At 73.0% G+C, this 23620-nt stretch carries 23 protein-coding genes; 11 read left to right on the top strand and 12 right to left on the bottom strand.

The features are described 5' to 3' along the window. The first annotated feature begins 60 nt into the window (after nucleotides 1-60). Nucleotides 61-1017 (top strand): zinc-binding dehydrogenase, encoded by a 957-nt coding sequence (locus AB0F98_RS09290; RefSeq protein ID WP_357731249.1) that lies wholly within the window; start codon nucleotides 61-63, stop codon nucleotides 1015-1017. A gap of 28 nt (nucleotides 1018-1045) precedes the next feature. Here the strand turns inward: AB0F98_RS09290 and AB0F98_RS09295 are convergent, their stop codons facing one another. The 3 genes from AB0F98_RS09295 to AB0F98_RS09305 form a co-directional block, all read right to left on the bottom strand. Then, the gene (locus tag AB0F98_RS09295; RefSeq protein WP_357731252.1) at nucleotides 1046-2209 is read right to left on the bottom strand and encodes a hypothetical protein; all 1164 of its coding nucleotides are present in this window, start codon (nucleotides 2207-2209) and stop codon (nucleotides 1046-1048) included. Between the two features lie 134 nt (nucleotides 2210-2343). After that, nucleotides 2344-2598: a DUF6457 domain-containing protein gene (locus AB0F98_RS09300; protein WP_355142786.1), complete on the bottom strand. Its 255-nt coding sequence runs from the start codon at nucleotides 2596-2598 to the stop codon at nucleotides 2344-2346. Next, nucleotides 2595-3146: an NTP transferase domain-containing protein gene (locus tag AB0F98_RS09305; RefSeq protein WP_357732425.1), complete on the bottom strand. Its 552-nt coding sequence runs from the start codon at nucleotides 3144-3146 to the stop codon at nucleotides 2595-2597. The genes AB0F98_RS09300 and AB0F98_RS09305 overlap by 4 nt, the downstream gene beginning before the upstream one ends. A gap of 192 nt (nucleotides 3147-3338) precedes the next feature. Here AB0F98_RS09305 and fdhD point away from each other — a divergent pair, with 192 nt between their 5' ends. Further along, complete coding sequence (gene fdhD, locus AB0F98_RS09310; protein ID WP_357731257.1) at nucleotides 3339-4193, top strand: formate dehydrogenase accessory sulfurtransferase FdhD; 855 nt, start codon at nucleotides 3339-3341, stop codon at nucleotides 4191-4193. 13 nt (nucleotides 4194-4206) lie between these two features. On the opposite strand, the gene AB0F98_RS09315 is transcribed toward fdhD, so the two are convergent. Further along, on the bottom strand, nucleotides 4207-4902 hold the full coding sequence (locus tag AB0F98_RS09315) for a GAP family protein (RefSeq protein WP_357731260.1): 696 nt from the start codon (nucleotides 4900-4902) through the stop codon (nucleotides 4207-4209). 199 nt (nucleotides 4903-5101) lie between these two features. Beyond that, complete coding sequence (locus AB0F98_RS09320) at nucleotides 5102-6142, bottom strand: DUF4192 domain-containing protein (RefSeq protein WP_357731264.1); 1041 nt, start codon at nucleotides 6140-6142, stop codon at nucleotides 5102-5104. A gap of 272 nt (nucleotides 6143-6414) precedes the next feature. Here AB0F98_RS09320 and AB0F98_RS09325 point away from each other — a divergent pair, with 272 nt between their 5' ends. The 5 genes from AB0F98_RS09325 (at nucleotide 6415) to AB0F98_RS09345 (ending at nucleotide 13277) form a co-directional block, all read left to right on the top strand. Further along, the gene (locus AB0F98_RS09325; RefSeq protein WP_357731267.1) at nucleotides 6415-7329 is read left to right on the top strand and encodes a fructosamine kinase family protein; all 915 of its coding nucleotides are present in this window, start codon (nucleotides 6415-6417) and stop codon (nucleotides 7327-7329) included. Further along, a complete protein-coding gene (gene moaA, locus AB0F98_RS09330) occupies nucleotides 7326-8339 on the top strand; it encodes a GTP 3',8-cyclase MoaA (protein ID WP_357731270.1) in 1014 nt (337 codons plus the stop codon). The genes AB0F98_RS09325 and moaA overlap by 4 nt, the downstream gene beginning before the upstream one ends. 2 nt (nucleotides 8340-8341) lie before the next feature. Next, on the top strand, nucleotides 8342-8617 hold the full coding sequence (locus AB0F98_RS09335; protein ID WP_357731273.1) for a MoaD/ThiS family protein: 276 nt from the start codon (nucleotides 8342-8344) through the stop codon (nucleotides 8615-8617). Nucleotides 8618-8627: 10 nt separating this feature from the next. Beyond that, entirely contained in the window at nucleotides 8628-9872 is a 1245-nt protein-coding gene (locus AB0F98_RS09340) for a metallophosphoesterase (RefSeq protein ID WP_357731276.1), read from the top strand. A 210-nt stretch (nucleotides 9873-10082) separates the two neighbouring features. Beyond that, nucleotides 10083-13277 (top strand): UvrD-helicase domain-containing protein, encoded by a 3195-nt coding sequence (locus AB0F98_RS09345; RefSeq protein ID WP_357731280.1) that lies wholly within the window; start codon nucleotides 10083-10085, stop codon nucleotides 13275-13277. A gap of 171 nt (nucleotides 13278-13448) precedes the next feature. Here the strand turns inward: AB0F98_RS09345 and AB0F98_RS09350 are convergent, their stop codons facing one another. Then, nucleotides 13449-14180 (bottom strand): A24 family peptidase, encoded by a 732-nt coding sequence (locus tag AB0F98_RS09350; protein ID WP_357731283.1) that lies wholly within the window; start codon nucleotides 14178-14180, stop codon nucleotides 13449-13451. Nucleotides 14181-14190: 10 nt separating this feature from the next. Beyond that, nucleotides 14191-15222 (bottom strand): EamA family transporter, encoded by a 1032-nt coding sequence (locus AB0F98_RS09355; RefSeq protein WP_357731286.1) that lies wholly within the window; start codon nucleotides 15220-15222, stop codon nucleotides 14191-14193. A 345-nt stretch (nucleotides 15223-15567) separates the two neighbouring features. On the opposite strand from AB0F98_RS09355, the gene AB0F98_RS09360 reads away from it, so the two are divergent. Further along, on the top strand, nucleotides 15568-16050 hold the full coding sequence (locus AB0F98_RS09360) for a hypothetical protein (protein WP_357732429.1): 483 nt from the start codon (nucleotides 15568-15570) through the stop codon (nucleotides 16048-16050). Nucleotides 16051-16192: 142 nt separating this feature from the next. Continuing rightward, complete coding sequence (locus AB0F98_RS09365) at nucleotides 16193-17434, top strand: ATP-binding protein (protein WP_076468410.1); 1242 nt, start codon at nucleotides 16193-16195, stop codon at nucleotides 17432-17434. 33 nt (nucleotides 17435-17467) lie between these two features. Here AB0F98_RS09365 and AB0F98_RS09370 read toward each other — a convergent pair whose 3' ends face one another. After that, nucleotides 17468-18013, bottom strand: a complete 546-nt coding sequence (locus AB0F98_RS09370) for an N-acetyltransferase (protein ID WP_357731290.1) — start codon at nucleotides 18011-18013, stop codon at nucleotides 17468-17470. A 134-nt stretch (nucleotides 18014-18147) separates the two neighbouring features. On the opposite strand from AB0F98_RS09370, the gene AB0F98_RS09375 reads away from it, so the two are divergent. Further along, entirely contained in the window at nucleotides 18148-18696 is a 549-nt protein-coding gene (locus AB0F98_RS09375; protein WP_357731293.1) for a DoxX family protein, read from the top strand. A gap of 215 nt (nucleotides 18697-18911) precedes the next feature. After that, nucleotides 18912-20354 (top strand): glycosyltransferase 87 family protein, encoded by a 1443-nt coding sequence (locus AB0F98_RS09380; RefSeq protein ID WP_357731297.1) that lies wholly within the window; start codon nucleotides 18912-18914, stop codon nucleotides 20352-20354. 143 nt (nucleotides 20355-20497) lie between these two features. Here the strand turns inward: AB0F98_RS09380 and AB0F98_RS09385 are convergent, their stop codons facing one another. The 4 genes from AB0F98_RS09385 to moaC all read right to left on the bottom strand — a co-directional run bounded on the left by AB0F98_RS09385 (nucleotide 20498) and on the right by moaC (nucleotide 23229). Further along, complete coding sequence (locus AB0F98_RS09385; RefSeq protein WP_357731300.1) at nucleotides 20498-20926, bottom strand: molybdenum cofactor biosynthesis protein MoaE; 429 nt, start codon at nucleotides 20924-20926, stop codon at nucleotides 20498-20500. Continuing rightward, nucleotides 20923-22179: a molybdopterin molybdotransferase MoeA gene (locus AB0F98_RS09390; RefSeq protein ID WP_357731303.1), complete on the bottom strand. Its 1257-nt coding sequence runs from the start codon at nucleotides 22177-22179 to the stop codon at nucleotides 20923-20925. The genes AB0F98_RS09385 and AB0F98_RS09390 overlap by 4 nt, the downstream gene beginning before the upstream one ends. 91 nt (nucleotides 22180-22270) lie before the next feature. Next, a complete protein-coding gene (locus tag AB0F98_RS09395; RefSeq protein ID WP_357731306.1) occupies nucleotides 22271-22741 on the bottom strand; it encodes a MogA/MoaB family molybdenum cofactor biosynthesis protein in 471 nt (156 codons plus the stop codon). Further along, complete coding sequence (gene moaC, locus AB0F98_RS09400; protein ID WP_357731309.1) at nucleotides 22738-23229, bottom strand: cyclic pyranopterin monophosphate synthase MoaC; 492 nt, start codon at nucleotides 23227-23229, stop codon at nucleotides 22738-22740. The genes AB0F98_RS09395 and moaC overlap by 4 nt, the downstream gene beginning before the upstream one ends. Nucleotides 23230-23620: the final 391 nt, after the last annotated feature.

Here is a 23620-nt window from a genome sequence, read left to right on the forward strand (position 1 = left end):
GTGAAGTGCGGTTGAAGGTGTCGACTTGAGGTCGGTCGAGCCGAACAGACAGGGGCATTCATGAGGGCAGTGTGGTTGCGTGAGTTCGGCGGACCGGAGGTTCTCGCGGCGGGCCCCGCACCCGATCCCGTGCCGGGGCCGGGCCAGGTGCTGATCGACGTGGCACACGTCAACATCACCTTCGTGGAGACCCAGTTCCGGGCCGGCCGGTCCGGGCCGTTCGGCGGCAACCCGCCGTTGATCCCCGGCAACGGCGTGGGCGGCGTGATCGCCGCGGTGGGTGCGGACGTCGATCCGGCACTGGTCGGCCGGCGGGTGGTGAGCGGCACCGGCGGCTCGGGCGGGTACGCCGAAAAGGTCGTGGTCGACGCGACGATGCCGATCGAGGTGCCCGAAGGATTGCCGCTCGACGTGGCGGTGGCGCTGCTCGCCGACGGTCGTACGGCGACCATGCTCGTCGACACGGTCGGCCTCCGGCCGGGCGAGCGGGTCCTGGTCGAGGCGGCCGCAGGGGGCGTCGGGAGCCTGCTGGTGCAGCTCGCCGCCGCAGCGGGCGCGCGGGTGGTCGGGCTGGCCGGTGGCCCCCGCAAGGTGTCGCTGCTGCCCGAGTTCGGCGCGGAGGTGGCGGTGGACTACCTGCGCCCGAACTGGACCGATCAGGTCCGAGCCGCGGTCGGCGGGGTGGATGTGGTGTTCGACGGCGTCGGAGGCGAGGTCGGGCGGGCGGCGTTCAGGCTGCTCGAACCGGGCGGCCGGATGATCAGCTTCGGCCTGGCCAGCGGCGAGTGGGCCGGCGTGCCGGCCGAGGACGCCGCCGCCCGGGGCGTGACGCTGCTCCGGCCGGACGTGCCGCCCGCGCGGCTGCGCGCGTACACCGAGAAGGCGCTGGCGGAGGCGGCGGCCGGCCGGCTGCGCCCGGTGATCGGCCAGCGTTTCCCGCTGGAACGGGCGTCCGATGCGCACGCGGCGATCGGCGCCCGGACGACGGTGGGGAAGACGCTGCTCGACGTCCGCTGACCCGAGTTCTCGTCGTTGCCCTGGGCCCTCAGAGGTACATGCCCGTGCGGTGCTCGCCGTCGGCGCGGCGCGGCGCCTTGTCGCCGTCACCGAAGAACCGCTTACCGCCGAACTCGCCGTGCAACCGGTCGTCCAGCTCGTCGGCGAGCCCGGTCATCACCTGCACGGCCAGCATGAGGTGGGTGGGCTGGAAGTTGCGGCCGAAGACGGGGATGGACGCCCACACCGTGTCGTCGGTGCAGTAGAGGCGGCCGATCGGCATCCGGTTGGTCAGCTCGGAGAGCTTGACGTAGAGCCGCTCGGTCGGCTCGACCTCGGTGAGCACCGGGGAGAAGACGTCGACCAACGGTGGATTGTCCCGCACCCGGACGAAGACCATCGCCGATCCGGCTCGGATGTTGATGTCCCCGTCCGAGTCCACCTGCAACCGCTCCGAGTCGGACTTGAGCATGGTCGAGACGACGGTGCGTACGCGCTCCTCCAGCGCCAGCACGTCGCTCTCCTCGTTCTGCGCGGCCACGGCCTCGACCAGCGCCTCGTCCAGGTCCTCCTCGACGACGCGCCCCGGACCGAACTCGCTCCGTGCGGTACCCAGCGACGCCTCCGGCAGCGGCTCCCCCTCGGCGTCGTGGATCAGATAGACGAGGAACGCGGGATGCGGTGCGCCGTAGACGTCGCGCAGGGTGCGGGAGAGGAGGGCCGCGACGCGGCCCGGCTGGGTGGTGCTCGAGTCCAGGCCGAAGTACCCCGCGGACCCCTCGAGGACTCCCGGAGGAGACCAGCCCAGCGCGATCATGTCCGCCACGGCCGCCCGGTCCAGCCGGTAGCCGTCCGGCAGGACGGTGTTTCCGACGGCCCGCGCGGAGATTCGGCCCTCTTCACCCACATCGATCCCGATGGAGTAGACCGCGTCGCCGGTGCCGGAGGCCGTCGGGTCGAGGGTCAACTCGACGTGCGCGCCTGCCGGGAGCGCGGGCAGCAGTTCGGCCAGCGCCCGGGCGAACTCCTGCCATGCCTGGGTCACCTTGGCCCGCAGGTCCGCGGTGCTCGGCTCGTCGAGCAGGACCGACTCGTGGTGCTCCGGCAGGGGCGACGCGGCGCCGGATGAGTGCGCCGGGACGGCCGCCGACTCCGGGGCCGAGGCAGCGCCGGGCGGTTCACCGGGCGGCGCCGAGGGGTGGTCTGCCGTCATGATCGCCTCCATCCGTCAAGGTCACCCTACCCACGGGTTCCCGCGGACGAATCAGCCCCGACCGTGATCGGACAAACCACGCACCAGGCGGCTCAGGAGGTCGGCTCCACGCCCGACGAGGTGGGGTCCGCGCCTCAGGAGGTGGGGTCCGCCCCGAGCTCGACCGGCCAGGACGCGGCGAGGGCGCTGAGCCGTACGGCCGCGTCGGCCGGGTCGGCGCCGCGCCCCACGGCCAGCCCGAGAAGGTACGCGGAGACCGGCGCGCCCGGCCGGAGTACCTGGTGGGCGACGTCCTTCGCGAGGCCGAGCACGGCCGGCACCGGCACCTGCGCCGGATCGAGGCCCAGCTCGGCGCAGGCAGCCGTGACCCAGTCGTCCATCACCGTCATCGCGCCCACTCCTCCGCCCGGCGTACGTCCTGGTCAGTGTCGCAGTCGAACCATGGTGGCGGGCCGGCACCGGCCCAGGCCACCTCCCGTACGGTCAATCCGTTCAATAGGGCGCGTACCGGGGTGCCGGCGAGTCCGCCGTCCCGACCGTTCGTGAGTCGGGCCAGCGCGCCCCGAAGCGCGGGAACCCGCCACACACCGCAGAGCGTCTGCCGCCGCCCCTCGGCGTCGACGTAGCAGGCGCCGTCGGCGCCCGCAGGGGCGAGCGCGCCCAGGAGCACGGCGACCGCCTCCCGGGTGAGCAGGGGCAGGTCCGCCGCGAGCAGGGCGACAGTGGTGGCGTCGGAGTCGAGCAGGGCGAGACCGGCCGCCGCGGCCGCGACCGGACCACCGCCGGGTGGTTGTTCGCGGGTGACCCGTACGTCGGGCGGCGCCGGGTCGGCCGGTCCGACCAGGATCCGCGGAACGGCGTCGGCGACCGCGGCCAGCACCCGGTCCCGCATCGACCGGCCGGCGACCGGCAGCGCCGGTTTGTCGACGCCGCCCATCCGCCGCGCCGCCCCGCCCGCGAGCACCACCGCCGCGTACCCGTCCGAGGAGCCCTCTTCAACCTGCACCGCGCGGTGCAGGCGCACCGCGTTCGGGTTCGCGGCCTGGTGGGCGGCGAGGGGAGGTCGGATAGAGCTCACTCGGCAACGGTAGCCGTGCGGACGCCTCGACACTGGGTGCAGGATGTCGGGGTGGGACGGGCAGCTGACCGACGTGGCGTAATCCGGATCGACCTCGACGCGGCGGGGGGTCGTACCTCGGTCCGGCGACCGGACACCATCGCAGCCGAGGAACCGCTCGAGATCCGGGTGGGTGCGGCCGGGCCGGGTCGACGCCGACCGCTGGCGGTGACCATGCGTACGCCCGGCGACGACCTCGATCTGGCGCTCGGCTTTCTGCTGACCGAGGGCCTGATCAGGTCGACCGACGACGTGCAGACCGCGCAGCTCTGCGCCGGGGCGGAGACGCCCAACACGTACAACGTGGTGGATGTGGTGCTCGCGCCCGGCGTGCCGGAACCGGCGACGGACCCGGCCCGGAACTTCTACACCACCAGTTCGTGCGGCGTGTGCGGCAAGGCCAGCATCGAGGCGGTCCGGACCAGATCGCTCTTTCCCGTCCGCGACGATCCGCTGGCGGTGCCGGCCGCGGTGCTGGCCGACCTGCCGGACGTGCTGCGTGCCGCGCAGCGTGGCTTCGAGCGGACCGGCGGGCTGCACGCCGCGGGCCTGTTCACGCCGGACGGAAAGCTGGTCGTCCTCCGCGAGGACGTGGGCCGGCACAACGCCGTGGACAAGGTGATCGGTTGGGCGGTACGCGAACGAAGGCTGCCACTCGCCAACCATCTGCTGCTCGTCTCCGGCCGGGCCAGCTTCGAGCTGACCCAGAAGGCGTGGATGGCCGGTGTGCCGCTGCTGGCCGCGGTGTCCGCGCCGAGCACTCTCGCGGTCGACCTCGCGGAGGAGGCCGGGCTGACCCTGGTCGGCTTCCTCCGCGGCCGGACCATGAACGTCTACGCCGGCCCACACCGGGTCACCGTCGGTTGATCGCGGACCGTGGTCAGCCGAACAGGTCGAGCCGGGCGGCGGCGTCGCGCGCCAGCAGGAAGCCGGCGATGCCGAGGACCCAGCCCAACGCGCTGCCCGACTTCTCGGTGATCCACGTGTTGAGCCGGGCGAGCAGCGGCTCGACCCGTGCCGGGAACGCCACCCGGGTGCCGAGCAGCAACATCGCGGGCAACACCATGACCAGGCAGTAGCCGGCCAGCACGGGCACCAGGGCGGGACCGCTCACGTCGGCCGTGGCCAGCAGGCTCACCGCGCCGAGGTACGGCAGCATGGTCGCCACCTCGGCCAGCGCGGCGAGCAGCGCCAGCCCGACCAGCCACCGGGCGGACGAGTCGCCGGAGGTGGCCCGGTCCCGCCAGCGCAGCACCCCGCCGGACCGGCGTCGGCGCTTACCGTCGTAGCGGAAGCTGATCGCGAACAGCCCGATCCCGAGTACGAGCTGCGCCCAGAGCACCGGCCGCTGGTCCAGCGCACCACTCAGCGTCTCGGCCAGCCGGGTGCCGACCCAGACCAGCAGCAGCCCGACCAACAGGTAGAAACCGGCGATCGTCCCGAGGTACGCCAGGATGCGCCGGACGTCGACCTGCCCGGGGGCGAGCAGCAGCCAGATCGGGATGAAGAGCGTGCCGATGCTGGTGCTGTCGACGAGCGCCAGCCCGGCGAGCGCCAGCAGCAGGCCGACGCTCATCGTCGCACCGAGGGGAACTTGGCCATGTATCGATTCTCGGACGTGCCCGCGTCGTTCGAGTCGGCCCGGGGAACGACCGTCGCGTACATCGTTCGACGGACGGCGTGCCCGCATGCGGGAACTTCTACCGTTGCCGGTGCGTCCCGTAGCGTCTCAACGGGCCGCGTGACGGCGTCTCTTCCGGCCGGGTGACAGCGTCTCAACTGGCCGGACGGCGCCTTCGCTTCCGGGCCCGGACCACACCCGGTGCCCCGACCAACGGCCAGCCGTCCAGATCCGAGGGTGGTACGCCCCGGCGGAGCAGATCGTCGAGGAGCAGCGCCAGCGAGTAGTCGGGGTGCTCGGCAAGCGCCCGTTCCAGAGCCACCGCCGCCAGGGCTCCCTGGCCCGCGCGCCAGGCGGCGAAGGCCAGCAGGCTCGCCGGAGCGGCGATCAGATCCGGCTCGGCGCGGCGCAGCACGTCGGTCCAGAGCGCGATGTCCCGGTCCCGTCCGTCGGTGCGTTCCCAGGCGTGGTCGCGTACCGGGATGCGGGTGAGGAGCAGGCTGAGCCAGGCCACCTCGTCGTCGCTGAGCCGCTCGCCCCGGCGCTGCCGACGCATCGCCTCCCGCACGGCGGCCACCCCGGCCGTACGCACCTGACCTTCGTCCGGCAGCTCGCCGGTGGGTGCGAGCAGGCGCGCCAGCCGCTGCTCGGCGGCGGTGGTGGCGCGCCGCATCGCCACCCGCTCCGGCCCGTCCACCGGCGCCACCTGTGCCACCAGCGCGCCTCTGTCGGGGAGCGCCACCTGGCCGGCGTAGACCGCGGAGGCGCTGACCTCGCTGGTGCCCGGGTCGTACGGCCGACCCTCGGGTGGACAACATCCCGCCTCGGCGCAGAGGTACGACCACCAGCGACCGTCGGTGACACGCAGCGCGTCGAGCAGCACCAGCCCGGCCTCGCCGAGTGCGCCACGGACCGCGTCCACGGCGGGCGTGGCCCGGTCCACCGGGCCGTAGCCGACCACGGTGGCGGCGTCGGCGCGCTGCCGCTGGACGACGTTCGCGAGGTGCCGGGCCGGGCCGACCGGATCATCGGCCGGGTCGGGCAGGTCCGCGCGGGCGGCGAAGACGACCCGTCGACCGCGCATCGCCACCACGACCACGCTGTCGGCGGGATGGAAGCCGAGCAGGTACGGCACGGCGGCGAGCAGGTCGGCGGGGGAGCGTACGGCGAGGCGGGGCGGTTCGGTCGATGCCATGTCGGCAGCCTGCGACCGAACGGGTACGCTCCGCAGCTCCCTGTGGACGACACGCCCGTCGTCCACAGTCACGCAGCGTGTTTACCCAGCTCAGCCGTGACACGACCCTCCGTGCGCCTGGTCGGCGGCGCGTTCGCGCGCCTGCCTCGACCGCCCGCGCAACAGCAGGCCGGCGTTCGGAGCGGCGAGGATCGCGCCGGTGGCCGGGTGAGCGGTGTGGACCGCAGGGTCGGTACGGGCGGAAATCCGGTCGGACAGGTTACGGTGCGGTAATGGACCTCGCGTACCTGCGGGCACATCCGGCGCAGCTGCCGGCCTTCCTCACCCATCAGCGGATCCGGGAGACCCCGGTTCCCGGCGGGGACATCTGTGCCGCGTCCCGGCTGACACTCGACGACGGTCACTCGATCTTTGCCAAGTCCTGGCCGGAGCGCGCCGACCGCCCGGTCCCGGACGGCTTCTTCACGGCCGAGGCCGCCGGGCTGCGCTGGCTGCGGGACGCGGACGCGGTGCCGGTGCCCGAGGTGATCGTGGTGCTGCCGGAGCTGCTCGCCCTCGACTGGGTGCAGCCCGGCGAGCCGACGCCGGAGGCGGCCGAGCGCTTCGGCCGGGAACTGGCCGCCCTGCACCGGGCCGGCGCGCAGAACTTCGGGGCACCCTGGAACGGCTTCATCGGGGCGCTGCCGCAGGACAACACGCTCGACGAGGGACCGTGGTCGCGGTGGTTCACCCACCGGCGGCTCACCCCGTACCTGCGCCGCTCAGTGCAGAACGGCGCGCTGACCGCCGCCGAGGCCGCCCTGGTGGAGAAGGTCGTCGAGCGGATCGGTGAGTTCGGCGGGGACGAACCCCCGGCACGGATCCATGGCGACCTGTGGCCGGGCAATGTGCTCTGGGGCGCCGACGAGCGGGCCTGGCTGGTGGACCCGGCCGCGCACGGCGGACACCGGGAGACCGACCTGGCCCAGTTGGCGCTCTTCGGCGGGGCACCCCACCTGGACCGCATCCTCGTCGGGTACGAGCAGGTCTGGCCGCTGGCCGACGGGTGGCAGGAACGCGTGCCGCTGCACCAACTGCATCTCCTGCTCGTGCACACCGCGCTGTTCGGCGTCACCTACCGCGATGCGGTCAACCGCGCCGCCCGATCCGCCCTCACCGGGCTCAACCACGCTACGGTCGACAGGTGAAGGCCACCCACCCGTCCGACGGCGTCCTCGTCGATCGGTACGGCCGCATCGCCCGAGACCTGCGTGTCTCATTGACCGACAAGTGCAACCTTCGGTGCACGTACTGCATGCCGGCGGAGGGACTGCCCTGGCTGGCCGGGCCGCAGCTGCTCACCGACGAGGAGATCGTCCGACTGGTCGGCGTCGCCGTGCAGCGGCTCGGCGTGACCGAGGTGCGGTTCACCGGCGGTGAACCGCTGATCCGCGCCGGGTTGCTGGACATCGTGGCCGCGGTGGCCGCGCTCGAACCACGCCCGAGGATCTCGCTGACCACCAACGGCATCGGCCTGGACCGGCTCGCTCCGGCGCTGCACGCCGCCGGCCTCGACCGGGTGAACGTATCGCTGGACACCCTGGACGCGGACCGGTTCGCGGCGCTGACCCGCCGCCCGCGACTCGACGCCGTACTGGCCGGTCTGGCCGGCGCCGCGGCCGCCGGTCTCACCCCGGTGAAAATCAACAGCGTGCTGATGCGCGGGGTGAACGACGACGAGGCCCCGGCCCTGCTCCGCTTCGCGCTCACCCACGGCTACGAGCTGCGCTTCATCGAGCAGATGCCGTTGGACGCGCAGCACGGCTGGGACCGGGCCGCCATGGTCACCGCCGACGAGATCCTCGCGTCGCTGCGGCGCGAGTTCGACCTGCGTACCGATCCTGTCGAGCGCGGATCGGCACCCGCCGAGACCTGGCTGGTCGACGGCGGCCCGGCCCGGGTCGGGGTGATCGCCAGCGTCACCCGCCCGTTCTGCGGTGACTGCGACCGCACCCGGCTGACCGCCGACGGTCAGGTCCGTGCCTGCCTCTTCGCCACCGAGGAGTCCGACCTGCGAGGCGCACTGCGTGCCGGGGTGGACGACGAGGGCCTGGCGGACCGCTGGCGTCGTGCGATGTGGGGCAAACGGGCCGGTCACGGCATCGACGACCCGACCTTCCTGCAACCAGCCCGGCCCATGTCCGCCATCGGAGGGTGACAATGACCGACCGGACGCCCCTGGTCACGACTGCGACGCTGACCGTCCGCTACTTCGCCGGGGCGCGGGCCGCCGCCGGCCGGAGCGAGGAGACGACACCGGCCGGGCGGTCGCTCGACGACATCACCGCCGAGCTGGCCGCACGTCACGGCGCCCGGCTCGGGGCCGTACTACGTGTGGCGAGTTTCCTCGTCGACGGTGTGGTCTGTCATGATCGACACACACCGCTGCCGGCCGGGGCGACGATCGACGTCCTGCCCCCCTTCGCGGGCGGCTGAGGGAGGACGTGTGCTGTCGGCTCTGGGGTTCGTGGGCACCCTCGCCCTGATCACCGGCCTGCTCCATCTCTACCTGTGGAAACGCCTGGTTCGGGACACCACACGGCCCGGCCGGTGGCGGCGGATCGGCGGCATCGTCGCCGTGGTGCTCGCGGTGCTGGTGCCGGCCACGATGGCGGGCACCCGGGCCGAGCTGTACTGGCTGGCCTGGCCCGGCTACCTCTGGCTCGCGCTGATGTTCTACCTGCTGGTGCTGTTGCTGGCGCTCGAGGTGCCGATGCTGGTGGCCCGGCTCGCGCTGCGCCGCCGGGCGGTCACCGCCGAGCCCACGACCGCCGCCCCCGAGCCGGTGCTGGTTGGTGGAGCCGGACCCGCCGAACCGCCGGCCGCCGCGGCGGTCGACCAGCCCGACCACGACCCGTCGCGCCGGTTGCTGCTCGCCCGGGGGGCCGCGGTCTTCGCCGGGCTCACGGCCACCGGCATCACGGGGTACGGCGTGAGCACCGCCTTCGGGCCGCCGGAGCTGGACCGGGTACGCATCCCGCTCGCCAAGCTCCCCCGCGGCATGGACGGCCTGCGTATCGCCACCGTCTCCGATATCCACCTCGGACCGCTGCTCGGCCGGGCGCACACCGAACGCATCGTATCCATGATCAACCGGCTCGACGCGGACCTCGTGGCCGTGGTCGGCGACCTCGTCGACGGCACGGTCGCCTCGCTCGGCGAGGCGGCCGCACCCCTGCGCGGCCTGCGTTCCCGCTACGGCAGCTACTTCGTGACCGGCAACCACGAGTACTACTCCGGGGTGGAGGAGTGGGTACAGGAGCTGGACCGGCTCGGGCTGCGGGTGCTCCAGAACCGGCGGGTGGAGATCCCCGCGCGGGGCGGCGTGCTCGATCTGGCCGGTGTGAACGACCTCTCCGGACGCGGTACCGGGCTCGCCGCCGGACCGGACTACGGGGCGGCGCTCGCCGATCGTGATCCGTCCCGCCCGGTGGTGCTGCTCGCGCACCAGCCGGTCGCGGCGCTGGAGGCGGCGAAGTACGGAGTGGATCTGCAACTGTCCGGGCACACCCACGGCGGACAGATGGTGCCGTTCAACCTGGCGGTCGGGCTGGAACAGCCGATCGTCTCCGGGCTGGGCGAGGTCGACGGCACGAAGGTGTACGTCACCAACGGTGCCGGCTTCTGGGGCCCACCGGTCCGCGTCGGCGCCCCACCCCAAATCACCCTCGTAGAACTCCAAACCCCCTAACCCCCACCCCCTCCCTCCCCCGGTCCCCGCTCCCCGCCGGTGATCATGAAGTTATTGTCGCGACACGCCGATTGAGCAGGCAATAACTTCATGATCAACCCGCCTGGTGAGGGAGCGGGCGGGGAGGTCGTGGGGGCGGGGGTGGATTGCGCTTGTCACGTGTGTGCGTGGCGGCGGGCGCGGTCCCGGGCGGGCGTGACAGGATGCGGCGTGCCTCCGTTCAGCGCCGTACCCCCCGGTGGCCGCCCGCCGTTCGTCGCGGACCTGCACATCCACTCCAAGTACTCCCGCGCCTGCAGCCGGGACCTCACCCTGCCGAACCTCGGCTGGTGGGCCCGACGCAAGGGCATCGGACTGCTCGGCACCGGCGATTTCACCCACCCCGCCTGGTACGACCACCTGCGCGAGACCCTCCACCCGGCCGAGCCCGGCCTCTACCGGCTCAGTCCCGAGGCGGAGCGGGACATCGCCCGGCGGCTGCCACCCCGGCTGGCCAGCGAGGCCGAGAGCGACCCGGTCCGCTTCATGCTCAGCGTGGAGATCTCCACGATCTACAAGCGGGACGATCGCACCCGCAAGGTGCACCACCTGATCTACCTGCCGGACCTGGACGCGGTGGCCCGGTTCAACACCGCGCTCGGCCGGATCGGCAACCTCGGCTCCGACGGCCGGCCGATCCTCGGCCTGGACTCCCGCGACCTGCTGGAGATCACCCTGGAGGCCAGCGCCGACGGTTACCTGGTGCCCGCGCACATCTGGACGCCGTGGTTCTCCGCTCTCGGCTCGAAGTCCGGCTTCGACGCCATCGCGGACTGCTACGCGGACCTGGCCGAGCACATCTTCGCCGTGGAGACCGGCCTCTCCTCCGATCCGGAGATGAACTGGCGGGTCGGCAGCCTGGACGCGTACCGGCTGGTGTCCAACTCGGACGCGCACTCGCCCCCGGCGCTCGCCCGGGAGGCGACCGTCTTCGCCACCGACCGCGACTACTTCGCCGTACGCGACGCGCTGCGCAGCGGTGACGGCCTCACCGGGACCGTCGAGTTCTTCCCCGAAGAGGGGAAGTACCACGCCGACGGCCATCGGCTCTGCGGGGTCAACTGGGCTCCGGAGCAGACCCGCGCGGCGGGCGGACGCTGCCCCGAGTGCGGCAAGCCGCTGACCGTCGGCGTACTCAGCCGGGTCGAGGAACTGGCGGACCGCCCGGAGGGGCACCGGCCGGAGCACGCGCGAGAGGTGACCCACCTGGTGCCGCTGGCCGAGATCCTCGGCGAGATCAACGCGGTGGGTGCCCGCTCGAAGAAGGTCGACGGGAAGCTCAACGAGTTGCTCGCCGCGCTCGGACCGGAGCTGGAGATCCTGACCGGCACGCCACTCGACGAGATCAGACGGGTCGGCGGCGAACTGCTCGCCGAGGGCATCGGCCGGCTGCGCCGGGGCCAGGTCCGCCGGGTGCCCGGCTACGACGGCGAGTACGGCGTCATCACGCTCTTCGACCCGGCGGAGCTGCGCGGGCGCTCGGGCGGAACGCAGGCGGAGGCACTCTTCGACGTACCGGTGCCGGAGCAGCGCCGGCCCGCGGAGGCGACGGCGAAACCGCGGGCCAAGCGCCCGGCGGCGGCCAAGGCCGAGCCGAAGCGGAAGGCCGCGCCGCCGCCCCCACCGCCGATCGCGCCGCCGCCGTCACCGCACGAGCCGTTCGAGCCGATGCTCGCCGGCATGGAGGAGGTCGGCACCGGTCTGCTGGACCGGCTCGACGCGATGCAGCGGGTGGCCGCCTCGGCACCGGGCGGTCCACTGCTCATCGTGGCGGGCCCGGGCACCGGCAAGACGCGGACGCTGACCCACCGGATCGCGTACCTCTGCGCCGAGCTGAACGTCTTCCCGGAGCATTGCCTGGCGATCACGTTCACCCGCCGCGCGGCGGAGGAGCTGCGGCACCGCCTCGACGGTCTGCTCGGGCCGGTGACCGAGGACATCACGGTCGGCACGTTCCACTCGCTCGGGCTCACCATCCTGCGGGAGAACGCCGCTGCGGCCGAGCTCCCGGCGGACTTCCGGATCGCCGACGACGCCGACCGCGCGGCAGCCCGCGTCGAGGCGGGTGACGACCTGGCCGCGTACACGGCGTTGCTGCGCAAGCAGGGGCTGGTCGACCTGGACGAGCTGCTCACCCTGCCGGTGGCGCTGCTGCGGGCGGACCGGACGCTGGTCGAGCGTTACCGGGACCGCTGGCGGTGGATCTTCGTCGACGAGTACCAGGACGTCGACGCGGTGCAGTACGAGCTGCTGCGTCTGCTCAGCCCGCCGGACGGCAACCTCTGCGCGATCGGCGACCCGGACCAGGCCATCTACTCGTTCCGGGGCGCCGACGTCGGCTACTTCCTGCGTTTCTCGCAGGACTTCACCGACGCCCGCCTGGTCCGCCTGAACCGCAACTACCGCTCGTCCGCCCCGATCCTCGCCGCAGCGGTACAGGCGATCGCGCCGGCGTCGCTGGTACGCGGCCGACGGCTGGACCCGGCCCGCCTCGACCCGGAGGCCCCGCTGGTCGGGCGCTACGCGGCGGCCTCCGCCGCCGACGAGGCGGACTTCGTCGTACGCACGATCGACGAACTGGTCGGCGGACTGTCCCACCGGTCGCTGGACTCCGGCCGGATCGACGGTCGGTCCACCTCACTCTCGTTCGGCGACATAGCGGTGCTGTACCGCACCGATTCCCAGGCGGCACCGATCGTGGACACGCTCACCCGGGCGAACATCCCGGTCCAGAAGCGCTCACACGACCGGCTCCGGGACCGTCCCGGCGTGGCGGCGATCGCCCGCGAGCTGCGGCACGCGTCCGGACTCGGCGGCGGCCTGGCCGCCCGGGTACGCCTGGCCGGGGAGGTGGTGGCGGAGCGCTTCGCGACCCCGACGCTGGACGGCGCCGGCTCGGTACGCCCCGAGGATGTCCGGACGGCCGTCGACCTGCTCACCCCACTCGCCCGCCGCTGCGGAGACGACCTGGAGCTCTTCCTGTCCCAGCTGGCGACCGGCGCCGAGGTCGACGCGCTCGACCCACGGGCCGAGGCGGTCACCCTGCTCACCCTGCACGCCGCCAAGGGGCTGGAGTTCCCGGTGGTCTTCCTGGTCGGTGCCGAGGACGGGCTGCTGCCGCTGCGCTGGCCGGGCTCGACTCCGGACGAGGACGCCATCGCCGAGGAACGACGGCTCTTCTTCGTCGGCCTGACCCGGGCACAGGACCGGCTCTACCTGAGCCACGCGGCCCGCCGTACCCGGCAGGGCACGGAACGCGAGTGCAAGCCGTCGCCCTTCCTGGAGTCGATCGATCCCGGACTGTTCGAACGCTTCGGTGACGCCGAGCCCCGACGTCCCAAGGACCGCCAGCTCCGTCTGTTGTGAGCCGGCAGGCGGGCGCGATCAGTGCGCCCGTTCCGACAGGCCTCGCCGCCCGTCGGACCGCGAGCTCGGGCGCGGTGCGCACGCACCGCGCGGTTCAGGCGCAAGAGGGCACGGTAGGCCGGCCCGCGCACCCGCCGGGCTGACGGTCGCCGCGTGCCGGGGAGCTTCCGGTCAGGCGATCAGCGCCGCGAGCCAGGCGCCCGCCAGGATGGCCGGGCCGAACGGCAGTGCGGTGTCCCGGCGTACCCGGCCTGCCGCCAGCAGGGCGAGGGCCCAGCTTCCGCCCAGCACGTGTGGCAGAGCGAGCCCCCAGGCGAGGGCCGGCCAGCCCAGCCAGCCGAGCGGCAGGCCCAGTGCGGTGGCGAGCTTGACGTCGCCGAAGCCGAGCCGGGAGCCAGGCAGCAGCGCCAGGAGCAGCCCCACGGTGAGCGAGACGGCGGCGCCGGCGGCGGCCATCGGCAGCCGGAGCAGCTCGCCGCCGGCGGCCGCCACCGTGACCAGTCCGAGCGTGCCCGCGGCCGCCGTCGTGCCGACCAGCGGATCGGGAAGCCGCAGGCAGGCCAGATCCACCACGGAGAGCGCCAGGCCGACGGCCGCGATCAGCAGGAAGACGGGCAGCGCCGGATCGTCGCCGTGGACGGCGGCGAGCCCGCCGAAGACCACGCCACCGGCGACCGCGAGGCCGGGCCGGGCCCATTGCGATCCCGGCACGAGGAGGCCGGGCCGCACGGCACGGGTGCCCGGCACGAGGAGGCCGCGCCGCACGGCACGGGTGCCCGGCACGACGAGGCCGCGCCGCACGGCACGGGTGCCCGGCGCGAGGAAGCGGCCGGCGAGCGCCGGGGCGGCCGATCCGGCGAGCACACCCAGGAGCACCACAACGGTCAGCGGGCCGGCGGACACCGGCCGGACGTTACCGGCGAGTTCCTCCCAGTGGTGCCCCGGTGCCGGAAGGTGCGGGCTGCGGCTCGGTGGTCGCGCGGCGCCCCGGACGCTCGGTGGTCACCACCAGGGCGACCCCGACCACGATCACCGCGCCACCGAGCAGCACCTGCGTGGTGATCGGCTCGGCGGCCAGCACCGCACCGAGCGCCACCGCCACCGCCGGGTTGACGTAGGCGTACGTCGAGACGAGCGATAGCGGCGCGCTCTGCAGCAGCCACACGTACGCCGTGAAGGCGACCAGTGAGCCGGCCACCATCAGATAACCGAGCGCGAGCCAGGAACGTCCGCTCACCTCGGCCAGGTCGAACCCGCGCAGCTCGCCCCGGCCGAGCGAGAGGAGGACGAGTGTCACCGCACCGGCCGCCATCTCGTAGACCGTGGCGACGAACGGGTCGGCGGGCATCCGGAGGCGACCGGAGAGGAACGACCCGATCGACCAGCTGGCGGCCCCCGCGACCACGGTGAGCGCCCCGGCCAGCGGCACGGCGTCCGCACCTCCGCTCGGCAGGACGAGCAGCACCAGCCCGACGAACCCGACGCTGACTCCGGCGATCGTCCAGAACCGGGGCCGGTCCCCCGTCACCGCACGGAGCACCACCACCAGCAGTGGCACCGTGGCGACCAGCAGCGCGGCGATGCCGGAGGGCAACGCGACCCCGGGCGGCCCGGACTCGGCGAGCACCACGAGCCCGTTGCCGCCGGCGAGCAGCAGGAGCCCCACGAGCGCCGCCGAGCCGAGCTGCCGCCGGTCGACCCGGAGGGCTCCCGGCCCGCGTCGTATCCGCAGGACGACCGCCAGCACCAGGGCGGCGACGGCGAACCGGGCTGCGGCCGAGGCGAGCGCCGGCATGGTCTCCACCGCGATCCGGATACCCAGGTACGTGGAGCCCCAGAGCAGGTAGACCAGTAGGAGCGCGGTCCAGACCAGGGCGGGCGCGGCGGTCGCGGGCAGGCCGGACCGGTCGCCGGCACGGGACGGACGAGACGGAGTCGAGGTCATCGTCGGTCCACGCTACGGTGACGTCGGTGTCGGCGTCCCGCCTTGGTGGCCGGCCTCTCACCACCGTCCAGGAGGGCGTTCATGGCGAACTACGGATCACCGGGTGGCGGACCCGCGGAGCCGTGGCGTGGGCAGCGACCTCATCCGGGGTACCACGATCACGGGGTGCACCGGCCCGCCGAACCGGGGTCGCGCCACGACGAGCCGCAGTACGCCGAGCCTCGCTACGAGGAGCCCCGCCACGACGGCTACCGCTACGACGAGCGGTCCCGCGCCACCGACGGCCGGGCCGAGGCGATCCCGCAGCCGGCGTACGACTCCGGCTGGGACCCGGTAGGCGGTCCGGTGCCGTACGCCGGGGCGCCGACCCCGCCACCGCGTCGGCGCCGGCCGCTGGTCGTGGTGCTGGCCGTCGTCGTACTGCTGGTGCTGGCCGGTGGTTCCGCGCTCTACCTTCTGGCCGACGGGAACGAGTCGCCGTCGGTGGCCGCGCCGACCAGCGCGGCTCCGACCGGGTCGGCGGATCCGGACGTGCCCGCCCCGACCGGCCCGGCGACCGCGGCAGCCCCAGAGTCGTCGGCCGATCCGCGCTTCGCGAAGGTCGGCCAGTGCGTCCGCGACGCGGGCACCACGGATGGCAAGCCGAAGCTGCTGATCAGTTCCTGCACCTCGAACACGTACGAGGTGCTGCGCCGCTTCGACGGCACCACGAGTGGCGAGAAGGACGCCGAGGCGAAGTGCGGCCGGGTCCAGGGCTACACCAACTGGTTCTTCTACGACAGCGAGCTGGACACCCTCGACTTCGTCCTCTGCCTCAAGCAGCGGTAGAGCGGCACCCGTAGCCAAAACTAGGGCTGTCTAGCGTGTCGACTAGACAGCCCTAGTTTTTGGTCGAGGATCCTCGACACGCCGGTAGCTTCATCTATCCATGTCTAGCCCCACAGCTAGATGGCCCGATACTGTGCGATGCGTGGATCCGGTCCGCAACCCGTACGCCCCGGGCGCCGGTCAGCGCCCGCCCGAACTCGCCGGGCGGGGGCGGGAGCTGGACGTCTTCGACATCGTGCTGGAGCGCATCGCCCGAGGGCGGCCGGAGCGAAGCCTGATGCTGACCGGCCTCCGGGGCGTCGGCAAGACGGTGCTGCTCAACACCCTGCGCTCGCAGGCGATCAATCGACTCTGGGGCAGCGGAAAGATCGAAGCCAGACCGGATCAGTCCCTGCGCCGCCCCGTCGCCGCCGCGCTGCACATGGCGGTGCGGGAACTCGCGCCCCGGCACCGCGCTCCGGACCGGATCGACGCCTTCCTCGGCGTGCTCAAGGCGTTCGCGATGCGTGCCGCGCCCACCGGGCGGGGTGGTGCCGCGCCGAAACTGCGGGACCGTTGGCAGCCCGGTATCGACGTTCCGGCGAGCAGCGGTCGGGCCGACTCCGGCGACATCGAGATCGACCTGGTCGAGTTGCTGACCGACGCCGCCGCGGTGGCCAGCGACGTCGGCACCGGCGTGGCCATCTTCATCGACGAGATGCAGGACCTCGGCCCCGAGGACGTTTCGGCGCTCTGCGCCGCCTGTCACGAGCTCTCTCAGATCGGCGCGCCGCTGATCGTGGTCGGCGCCGGCCTGCCGCACCTGCCGGCCGTGCTCAGCGCCGCGAAGTCGTACTCCGAGCGTCTCTTCCGCTACCAGCGGATCGACCGGCTCGACCGGATCGCCGCCGACCAGGCGCTCTGCGCCCCCGCCGAGCGTGAAGAGGTCGAGTACGAGCCGAAGGCGCTCGACCTGCTCTACGAGAAGTCCGGCGGCTACCCGTACTTCGTGCAGGCGTACGGGAAGGCCACCTGGGATCACGCGCCACGGTCCCCGATCACCGCTGCGGACGTCCGGGTCGCCGCTCCCGAGGCCGAGGCCGAGTTGGCGGTGGGCTTCTTCGGCTCCCGCTTCGAGCGGGCCACTCCCGCCGAGCGCGAATACATGCGGGCCATGGCCACACTTTCGCTGGTGGAGGCCGAGGCCGGTGGCACGATCCGGGACGACATGGACGCCGCCGTGCCGACCGCGGAGATCGCCCGCGCGCTCGGCCGCAAGCCGGCCAGCCTCTCCCCGGCCCGGGACGCACTGATCAAGAAGGGGCTCATCTACTCCGGTGAGCGTGGGACTGTCGCGTTCACCGTGCCGCACTTCGGTCGCTACCTGCGCACCCAGCCGGCCTGATCACAGCCGTCCGCCCGAAGAACCCTCCACCGGTCAGACCTTCGCCCAGGGTGGCGGGAACACCACCTCGCCCCGCGGAGGTGGCGGAGCGTCGCTGGTCGACGGGGGCAGCACCAGCGCCTGCCAGGGCTCTCCCAAACCGGACCAGGGGCTGGTGAGACCCATCCGGTCGGCACGGCTGAAGCCGAAGCGGCGGTAGTAGGCCGGGCTGCCGAGCACCACCACGAGCCGCTCACCCAGCTCGGTCGCGGCGTCGAGGGCCGCCTGCACCACGGCCGTGCCGTGGCCGAGCTTCTGCCGGTGCGGCGCGACCGCCACGGGACCGAGGGTCAACGCCGACGCGGAGCCCCGTTCGGATCTCACCCGTACGCGGGTGAGCAACGCGTAGCCGACCACCTCGCCGCCGTACTCGGCGACCATGGCGAGCTCAGGAATCCAGGCGTCGCCGTCGCGCAACTCTTCGACCAGCCCGACTTCGGGTGGGGCGGCCACGTCCGGGCGCGCGAACGCGGCGGCGAGCACCCGACGGACCGGGCCGGTGTCGGCCGGGCCCTCGGGTCGAAGCCGCAGCGTCGTCACCCGCGCGACGTTACCCGCCGGGACGCGTCCATCCGCGACGGTCGCTCGAATCGGCGTGGCGCGACGTGCACATGCGCCGATCCGGATCGGCCGTTGCCGGGGTGGCCGGGGCCGCGACGGGGTATGACTGAGCCATGAAACCCGTACGCTCCCTCGCCCGCGCCATGTTGAGCGGCATCTTCGTGGTCGGCGGGTGCCGCAACTTCACGAATCCGGAGCGGCTGGCAACGACCGCCAAGCCGGTCATCGACCGCGTGGAACCGCTGCTCGAGCAGGTGAACCCCCGCATCCCGACCGACACCCTGACGCTGATCCGGGCCAACGGGGCGGTACAGGTCGGCGCCGGGCTGCTGTTCGCCACCGGGAAGCTCACCCGGCCGATGGCGCTGGTGCTGGCCGGGACGCTGGTGCCGGTGACGCTCGCCGGCCACCGCTTCTGGGAGAACGAGGACCCGGTGGCGCGGGCCAACAACCGGGTGCACTTCCTGAAGAACCTCGGGCTCCTCGGTGGGCTCCTCCTCGCCGCCGCCGATACACAGGGCAAGCCGGGGATCCGTTGGCGTACCGGCCACCGCATCGGCCATTCCCGACGCACGATGCAGCGGGCAGTCCGTAGCGCCCGGCGCGAGGCGCGGGTGGCGGCTGCCCGGGCCGCGGGCACGGCTCGCCGACTTCCGGGCTGACCTGCGTCGATGCTTCCCCTCGACACGCCGCACCCCGCCCAACACCGCGAATCACCTGAACCGCCCGCTAGGCGTTAACGCGGTGGAAATGTCAAAAACATGTGTGGGATCGGACACGGTCGCATAACGCGGGAGGCACTGACGTGAGTCGCCGTTCTAGGCTCCGTGCGGGACCTGGACGGGTAGGACGAGCTTGGTACGGGGGTGGCCACGCCATGCCGGCGACCGTCGGGAGACGGACGGACCGCCTCGCCACAGTCCGACGCGTGACGAGCCGCGTCGATCGCGGGATCGTCGTACGGGTCAGCATCGTGGCTGCCGTCGCCTACGCCGCCTGGCTCGCGATCGGGGCCTTCGGACGGCCGTACAACTTCTTCGACATGAAGATCTACCACGGTGCGGTGGTGTGGTGGGCGACCGGACACGAGCTCTACGAGTTCGTCGCGCCCGAGACCACCCTCGGCTTCACGTACCCGCCGTTCGCCGGCCTGGTAATGCTGCCCATGGCGCACCTGCCCATCGAGGCCGCCGGGATGGCGAACGCGCTGGCCAGCCTCGCCGCCATGGCGGTAGTGCTCGCCGCTCTGCTGCGCCCGATCGTCGACCGGCTGGGCTGGTCACTGTGGTACACGGTGGCCCTGGCCGTGCCGCTCGCCGCCGCCATCGAGCCGACCCGGGAAACCCTCGGCTACGGCCAGGTCAACCTGTTGCTCTTCGCGCTCGTCATGGCCGACCTGATCGGCCTGCGTTGGCGCTCCCGTCGGGGCACCCACGTCGCCCCCGACGACGGCCTGTTGCTGCGCTTCGTCTACAGCGGCGCGTGGGCCGGTGTCGGCATCGGACTGGCCACCGCGGTGAAGCTCACCCCGGCGCTCTTCATCGTCTACCTGATGATCACCCGGCAGTGGCGGGTGGCGACGACCGCGATCGCCACCACGATCGGGGTCACGGTCGGCACCTTCGCGATCGTCGGCGACGAGTCCCGCACCTACTTCGGCAGCGTCCTCTGGCAGACCGAGCGGGTGGGCGCCGCCGACATGACCCCGAACCAGTCCCTGGCCGGCCTGCTGGCCCGCCTCTACGACTCGATCGAGACCCCGGGCCTGCTCTGGTTCTCGTTCTCCGTGCTGATCCTGGCGCTGGGTCTGTCCCGGGCGGCGCACTCGCACGCCGACGGTGACGAGTTGACCGCGTTCACCCTGGTCGGGCTCACCGCCAACGTGATCAGCCCGATTTCCTGGACGCACCACCTGGTCTGGGTCATCCCGGCGATCATCGTGCTGGCCGACGCCGCCGTACGCCGTCGCGACGCGAGCCGGGGGCTCACGTACCGCGCCGGGTCGGGCGGCGTGAACTCCGGGCTGCCCAATGTCAACGGCCTACGCCCGCCGATCTGGTATCCCACGTTGACCGGGCTCCGTCACGGCATCGCCGCGGTCGCGCTCTACCTGTTGTTCCTGGTCTCTCCGATCTGGCCGTACGAGCACCAGCTTCCGGAGGTCTCCCACTACCAGGACGGTCTCTTCGGCGCGCTCATGGAGAACTCACTGGCGGTGGCGCTCATCGTGCTGGTCGCCGCGCTGCCGTGGCGACCCGGCGCCGAACCGGCCTTCTACGCCGACCGGATGGGCCGGATTCCCGCCGGCGCCCGCCGCTGAACTGCCCCGCCGTCCGGACCACCTGCCGCTTAACCGGCCGCCTTCCGGACCACCTGCGGCAGCACTGGCCGGCTTTCGGACCACCTGCCGCCGCCCGAGCCGGCCGGTGGCGGCTCACCGGCTGCCGGACCGGCCGGTACGCATCAGGGGCAGTTAACCCACTCTTCGGTGCCGTCGGCGAAGACCTGGCGCTTCCAGATGGGCAGCCGGGCCTTCACCTCGTCGACCAGCCGGGCGCAGGCGGCGAACGCGGCGGCCCGGTGCGCGGTGCTGACCGCGGCGACCAGGGCCACGTCGCCGATGGCGAGCGGACCGACCCGGTGTGACACGGCAACCGAGTAGACCTCGGGGTCGGCGGCGATCTCGGCGGCGACCTCGCGCAGGATCCGTTCGGCGCTCGGGTGCCCCTCGTACTCCAGGCTGGTGACCGCGCGGCCGTGGTCGTGGTCGCGTACCACGCCCTGAAAGGACACGACCGCACCGGCGCGCGGATCGGCGACCGCCGCCTCGTGCGCGGCCAGGTCGAGCGGTTGGTCGGTGACCTCACCGAGGGCGAGTGTGGGTGCTGTCATGAGGCACGCTCTCCACTACGTAGGGGCAGCGGCACCACGGGAACCGGGCTCCCCGGTTCGCCGGTGCCGCCCGGGCTGATCACCGCAAAGCCGTCCGCCCCGGCGAGCCCCCGCAGCATCGCCGAGCCGACGTGCCGCACCGGGTGCGCGGTCCCGGCGACCCGGTCCAGGCGGACCAGGGCGAGGTGGGTGTAGTCGCCCCGCCCGGGAACCGGCTCGGCCAGGGTGGCGTGCGGCAGCTCCGGCAGCTGCCGACCCTGGAGGCCGGCGAGCAGCGGGGCGACCAGGGAGACCAGGGCGACGATGGCCGACTGCGGGTTGCCCGGCAGGCCGGCCACGAAGCGGACCCGCCCGTCCGCCGCGGTCACCCGGGCCAGCAGCATCGGGAACCCGGGCCGGACGGCCACCGTGTTGACGACGTACTCGGCGCCGAGTTCCTCGAGCGCGGGGTGCAGGTGGTCGACCGGACCGTGCATGGTGCCGCCGGTCGTACAGACCAGATCGGCGTCGGCGAGCGCCGTGCGCAGCGCCGCCACGTGCGCGGGGAGGGTGTCCTCGACCGGGCCGATCACGTCTGAGGGAGGGATCTCGCAGCCGTACCGGCGCAGCCAGGCCGGCAACGACGGCCCCAGCGCGTCGCGGACCCGCCCGGCCGCAGGCGGCCCGGAGGTCAGCAGCTCGTCGCCGAAGACCAGCAGCGCGGCGCGCGGCGCGGGTCGGACCGGCAGGGTGTCGTAGCCGCAGGAGGCGGCCAGACCGATCACCGCCGGGTCCACCGCCGTCCCGCCCGGCAGGAGCTGCTCCCCGGCGTACGCCTCCTCGCCCGGCTGGCGCCACTCCGGGGTGCTGCGGGGCGTGCCGACGACCCGATCGTCCGGCGTCCGGTCGGACTCCTCGATCCGCAATACGGCAGTGGTGCCCTCGGGCACCATCGCACCGGTGGCGATCTCGACGGTGGTGCCGTCCTCGGTCAGCGCCGGCGGCGTGCTGCCGGCCAGCACCCGGCCGACGACCCGCCACGGTCCGGCCCCCCGTACCGCCCACCCGTCCACGCTGGAGGTGGGGAAGGCCGGAAGGTCGGTACGCGTGGTCAGCGGCTCGGCGAGGGTCAGACCGTCGGTCTCGGCGAGCGGGCGGGCGGTGACGGGGAGCGCGGCGGCGAGTCCGACGGCGTGCACCCGGGAACGCGCCTGTGCCCAGTCGGCCGGCGGCGATGCGACGGCGTGGTGCGCCGCTGCGGTTTCCGTGCTCACCGGCCGAGCCTATCGGGGCGGCGGCGGCTATGCCGGGCCAGTCGCCGCCCTGGTCCAGCCGGCAGCCGGATCGAGATGCGGGCGGGCGGCCTCAATGGTCGCCACCGCGAAGCTGGTCGACGGCGTGGGCGAGGATCGGACCGAGCACGGCCAGGCCGTCCCGGGCGCCACCGGTCGAGCCGGGCAGGTTGACCACCAGCATCCGGCCGGCCACCCCGGCCAGTCCCCGGGAGAGCGCCGACGTGGGCACCCGGTCCCGGCTGTGGGCGCGGATCGCCTCGGCGATACCGGGGATCTCGTAGTCGAGCATCGCGCGGGTGACGTCGGGCGTCCGGTCGGACGGCGTGATGCCGGTGCCACCACTGGTCACGACCACGTCGACACCGTCGGCGAGCGCGCTGCGCAGCGCCTCGCCCACCGGCTCGCCGTCGGGCACCACCACCGGATCGTCGACCTCGCAACCCAGCTCGCGCAGGCCGGCGACGAGCAGGGGACCACTGGTGTCGGCGTAGACGCCGGCCGCGGCCCGGTTCGAGGCCACCACCACTCGGGCCCGGATCACGGCCGGTCCTCCGGGCGGACCCACTCGCCGGTCTTGCCGCCCTCCTTGCGCAGGACGCGTACCCCCTCGACGGACGCCGCCGGGTCGACAGCCTTGACCATGTCGATGAGGGCGAGGCCGGCGACGGCCACCGCGGTCAACGCCTCCATCTCGACGCCCGTCCGGTCGGCGGTGCGCACGAGAGCGGTGATCTCGACGGTGTCGGTGGTGGGTTCGAGTTCGACGGTCACCGCGTGCAGCGCGATCGGGTGGCAGAGCGGGATCAGGTCGGGGGTGCGCTTGGCGCCCATGATGCCGGCGAGCCGCCCCACGGCCAGCGCGTCGCCCTTCGGCAGGCCGTCGCGCCGCAGCAGGTCGACAACCTCGGGCGTCGTCCGCAACCGGCCGGCGGCGACCGCCGAACGTCCGGTCACCGCCTTGGCGGAGACGTCGACCATGTGCGCCGCGCCGGCGGCGTCGACGTGAGTGAGCTGCGCGGATTCGGTCACGGCGGCGAGCCTATCTTCCGGTACGACGAAACGCCGCGAGCGCGTGCCGTCCACACCCGGTGACGGTCGAGCGGCGGTCCTCGTCGAACAAGGCCGGGGCGTTCCGGTACTCGGCATCGGAACGGCTGAGGTGGGCCGCTTCCAGGTCGGCGCGCAATCGGTAGCCGTCCCCCGTGGCGATGTAAGCCCGGTTTCCAGCTTTTCCAAGTACCGGTGCAGTTTTGCGAAGTACGTCCACACATCGAAAAGGCAGACGAACTCGGTTGCGCCCTTCATCGACCAGTTCACCGACGCCCTGACTTTGCGAACAGCGGAATTGGGGATGGTTCGGGCGATGCTCGTGACGGATTCGCTGTAGTTTGCTCGGCGCAAATTGCGTCACCGCGCCACC

It is taken from the genome of Micromonospora sp. NPDC023737, assembly GCF_040639715.1.
GTDB lineage: Bacteria > Actinomycetota > Actinomycetes > Mycobacteriales > Micromonosporaceae > Micromonospora.

Coding starts and splice junctions, on each gene's coding strand:
- AB0F98_RS09305 (WP_357732425.1), bottom strand. CDS start 3,146: ATGGGCGGCGTCGACAAACCGGCGCTGCCGGTCGCCGGCCGGTCGATG.
- AB0F98_RS09325 (WP_357731267.1), top strand. CDS start 6,415: ATGGACCTCGCGTACCTGCGGGCACATCCGGCGCAGCTGCCGGCCTTC.
- AB0F98_RS09375 (WP_357731293.1), top strand. CDS start 18,148: ATGAAACCCGTACGCTCCCTCGCCCGCGCCATGTTGAGCGGCATCTTC.
- AB0F98_RS09355 (WP_357731286.1), bottom strand. CDS start 15,222: ATGACCTCGACTCCGTCTCGTCCGTCCCGTGCCGGCGACCGGTCCGGC.
- AB0F98_RS09295 (WP_357731252.1), bottom strand. CDS start 2,209: ATGACGGCAGACCACCCCTCGGCGCCGCCCGGTGAACCGCCCGGCGCT.
- AB0F98_RS09300 (WP_355142786.1), bottom strand. CDS start 2,598: ATGACGGTGATGGACGACTGGGTCACGGCTGCCTGCGCCGAGCTGGGC.
- AB0F98_RS09335 (WP_357731273.1), top strand. CDS start 8,342: ATGACCGACCGGACGCCCCTGGTCACGACTGCGACGCTGACCGTCCGC.
- AB0F98_RS09290 (WP_357731249.1), top strand. CDS start 61: ATGAGGGCAGTGTGGTTGCGTGAGTTCGGCGGACCGGAGGTTCTCGCG.
- AB0F98_RS09385 (WP_357731300.1), bottom strand. CDS start 20,926: ATGACAGCACCCACACTCGCCCTCGGTGAGGTCACCGACCAACCGCTC.
- AB0F98_RS09320 (WP_357731264.1), bottom strand. CDS start 6,142: ATGGCATCGACCGAACCGCCCCGCCTCGCCGTACGCTCCCCCGCCGAC.
- AB0F98_RS09315 (WP_357731260.1), bottom strand. CDS start 4,902: ATGAGCGTCGGCCTGCTGCTGGCGCTCGCCGGGCTGGCGCTCGTCGAC.
- AB0F98_RS09380 (WP_357731297.1), top strand. CDS start 18,912: ATGCCGGCGACCGTCGGGAGACGGACGGACCGCCTCGCCACAGTCCGA.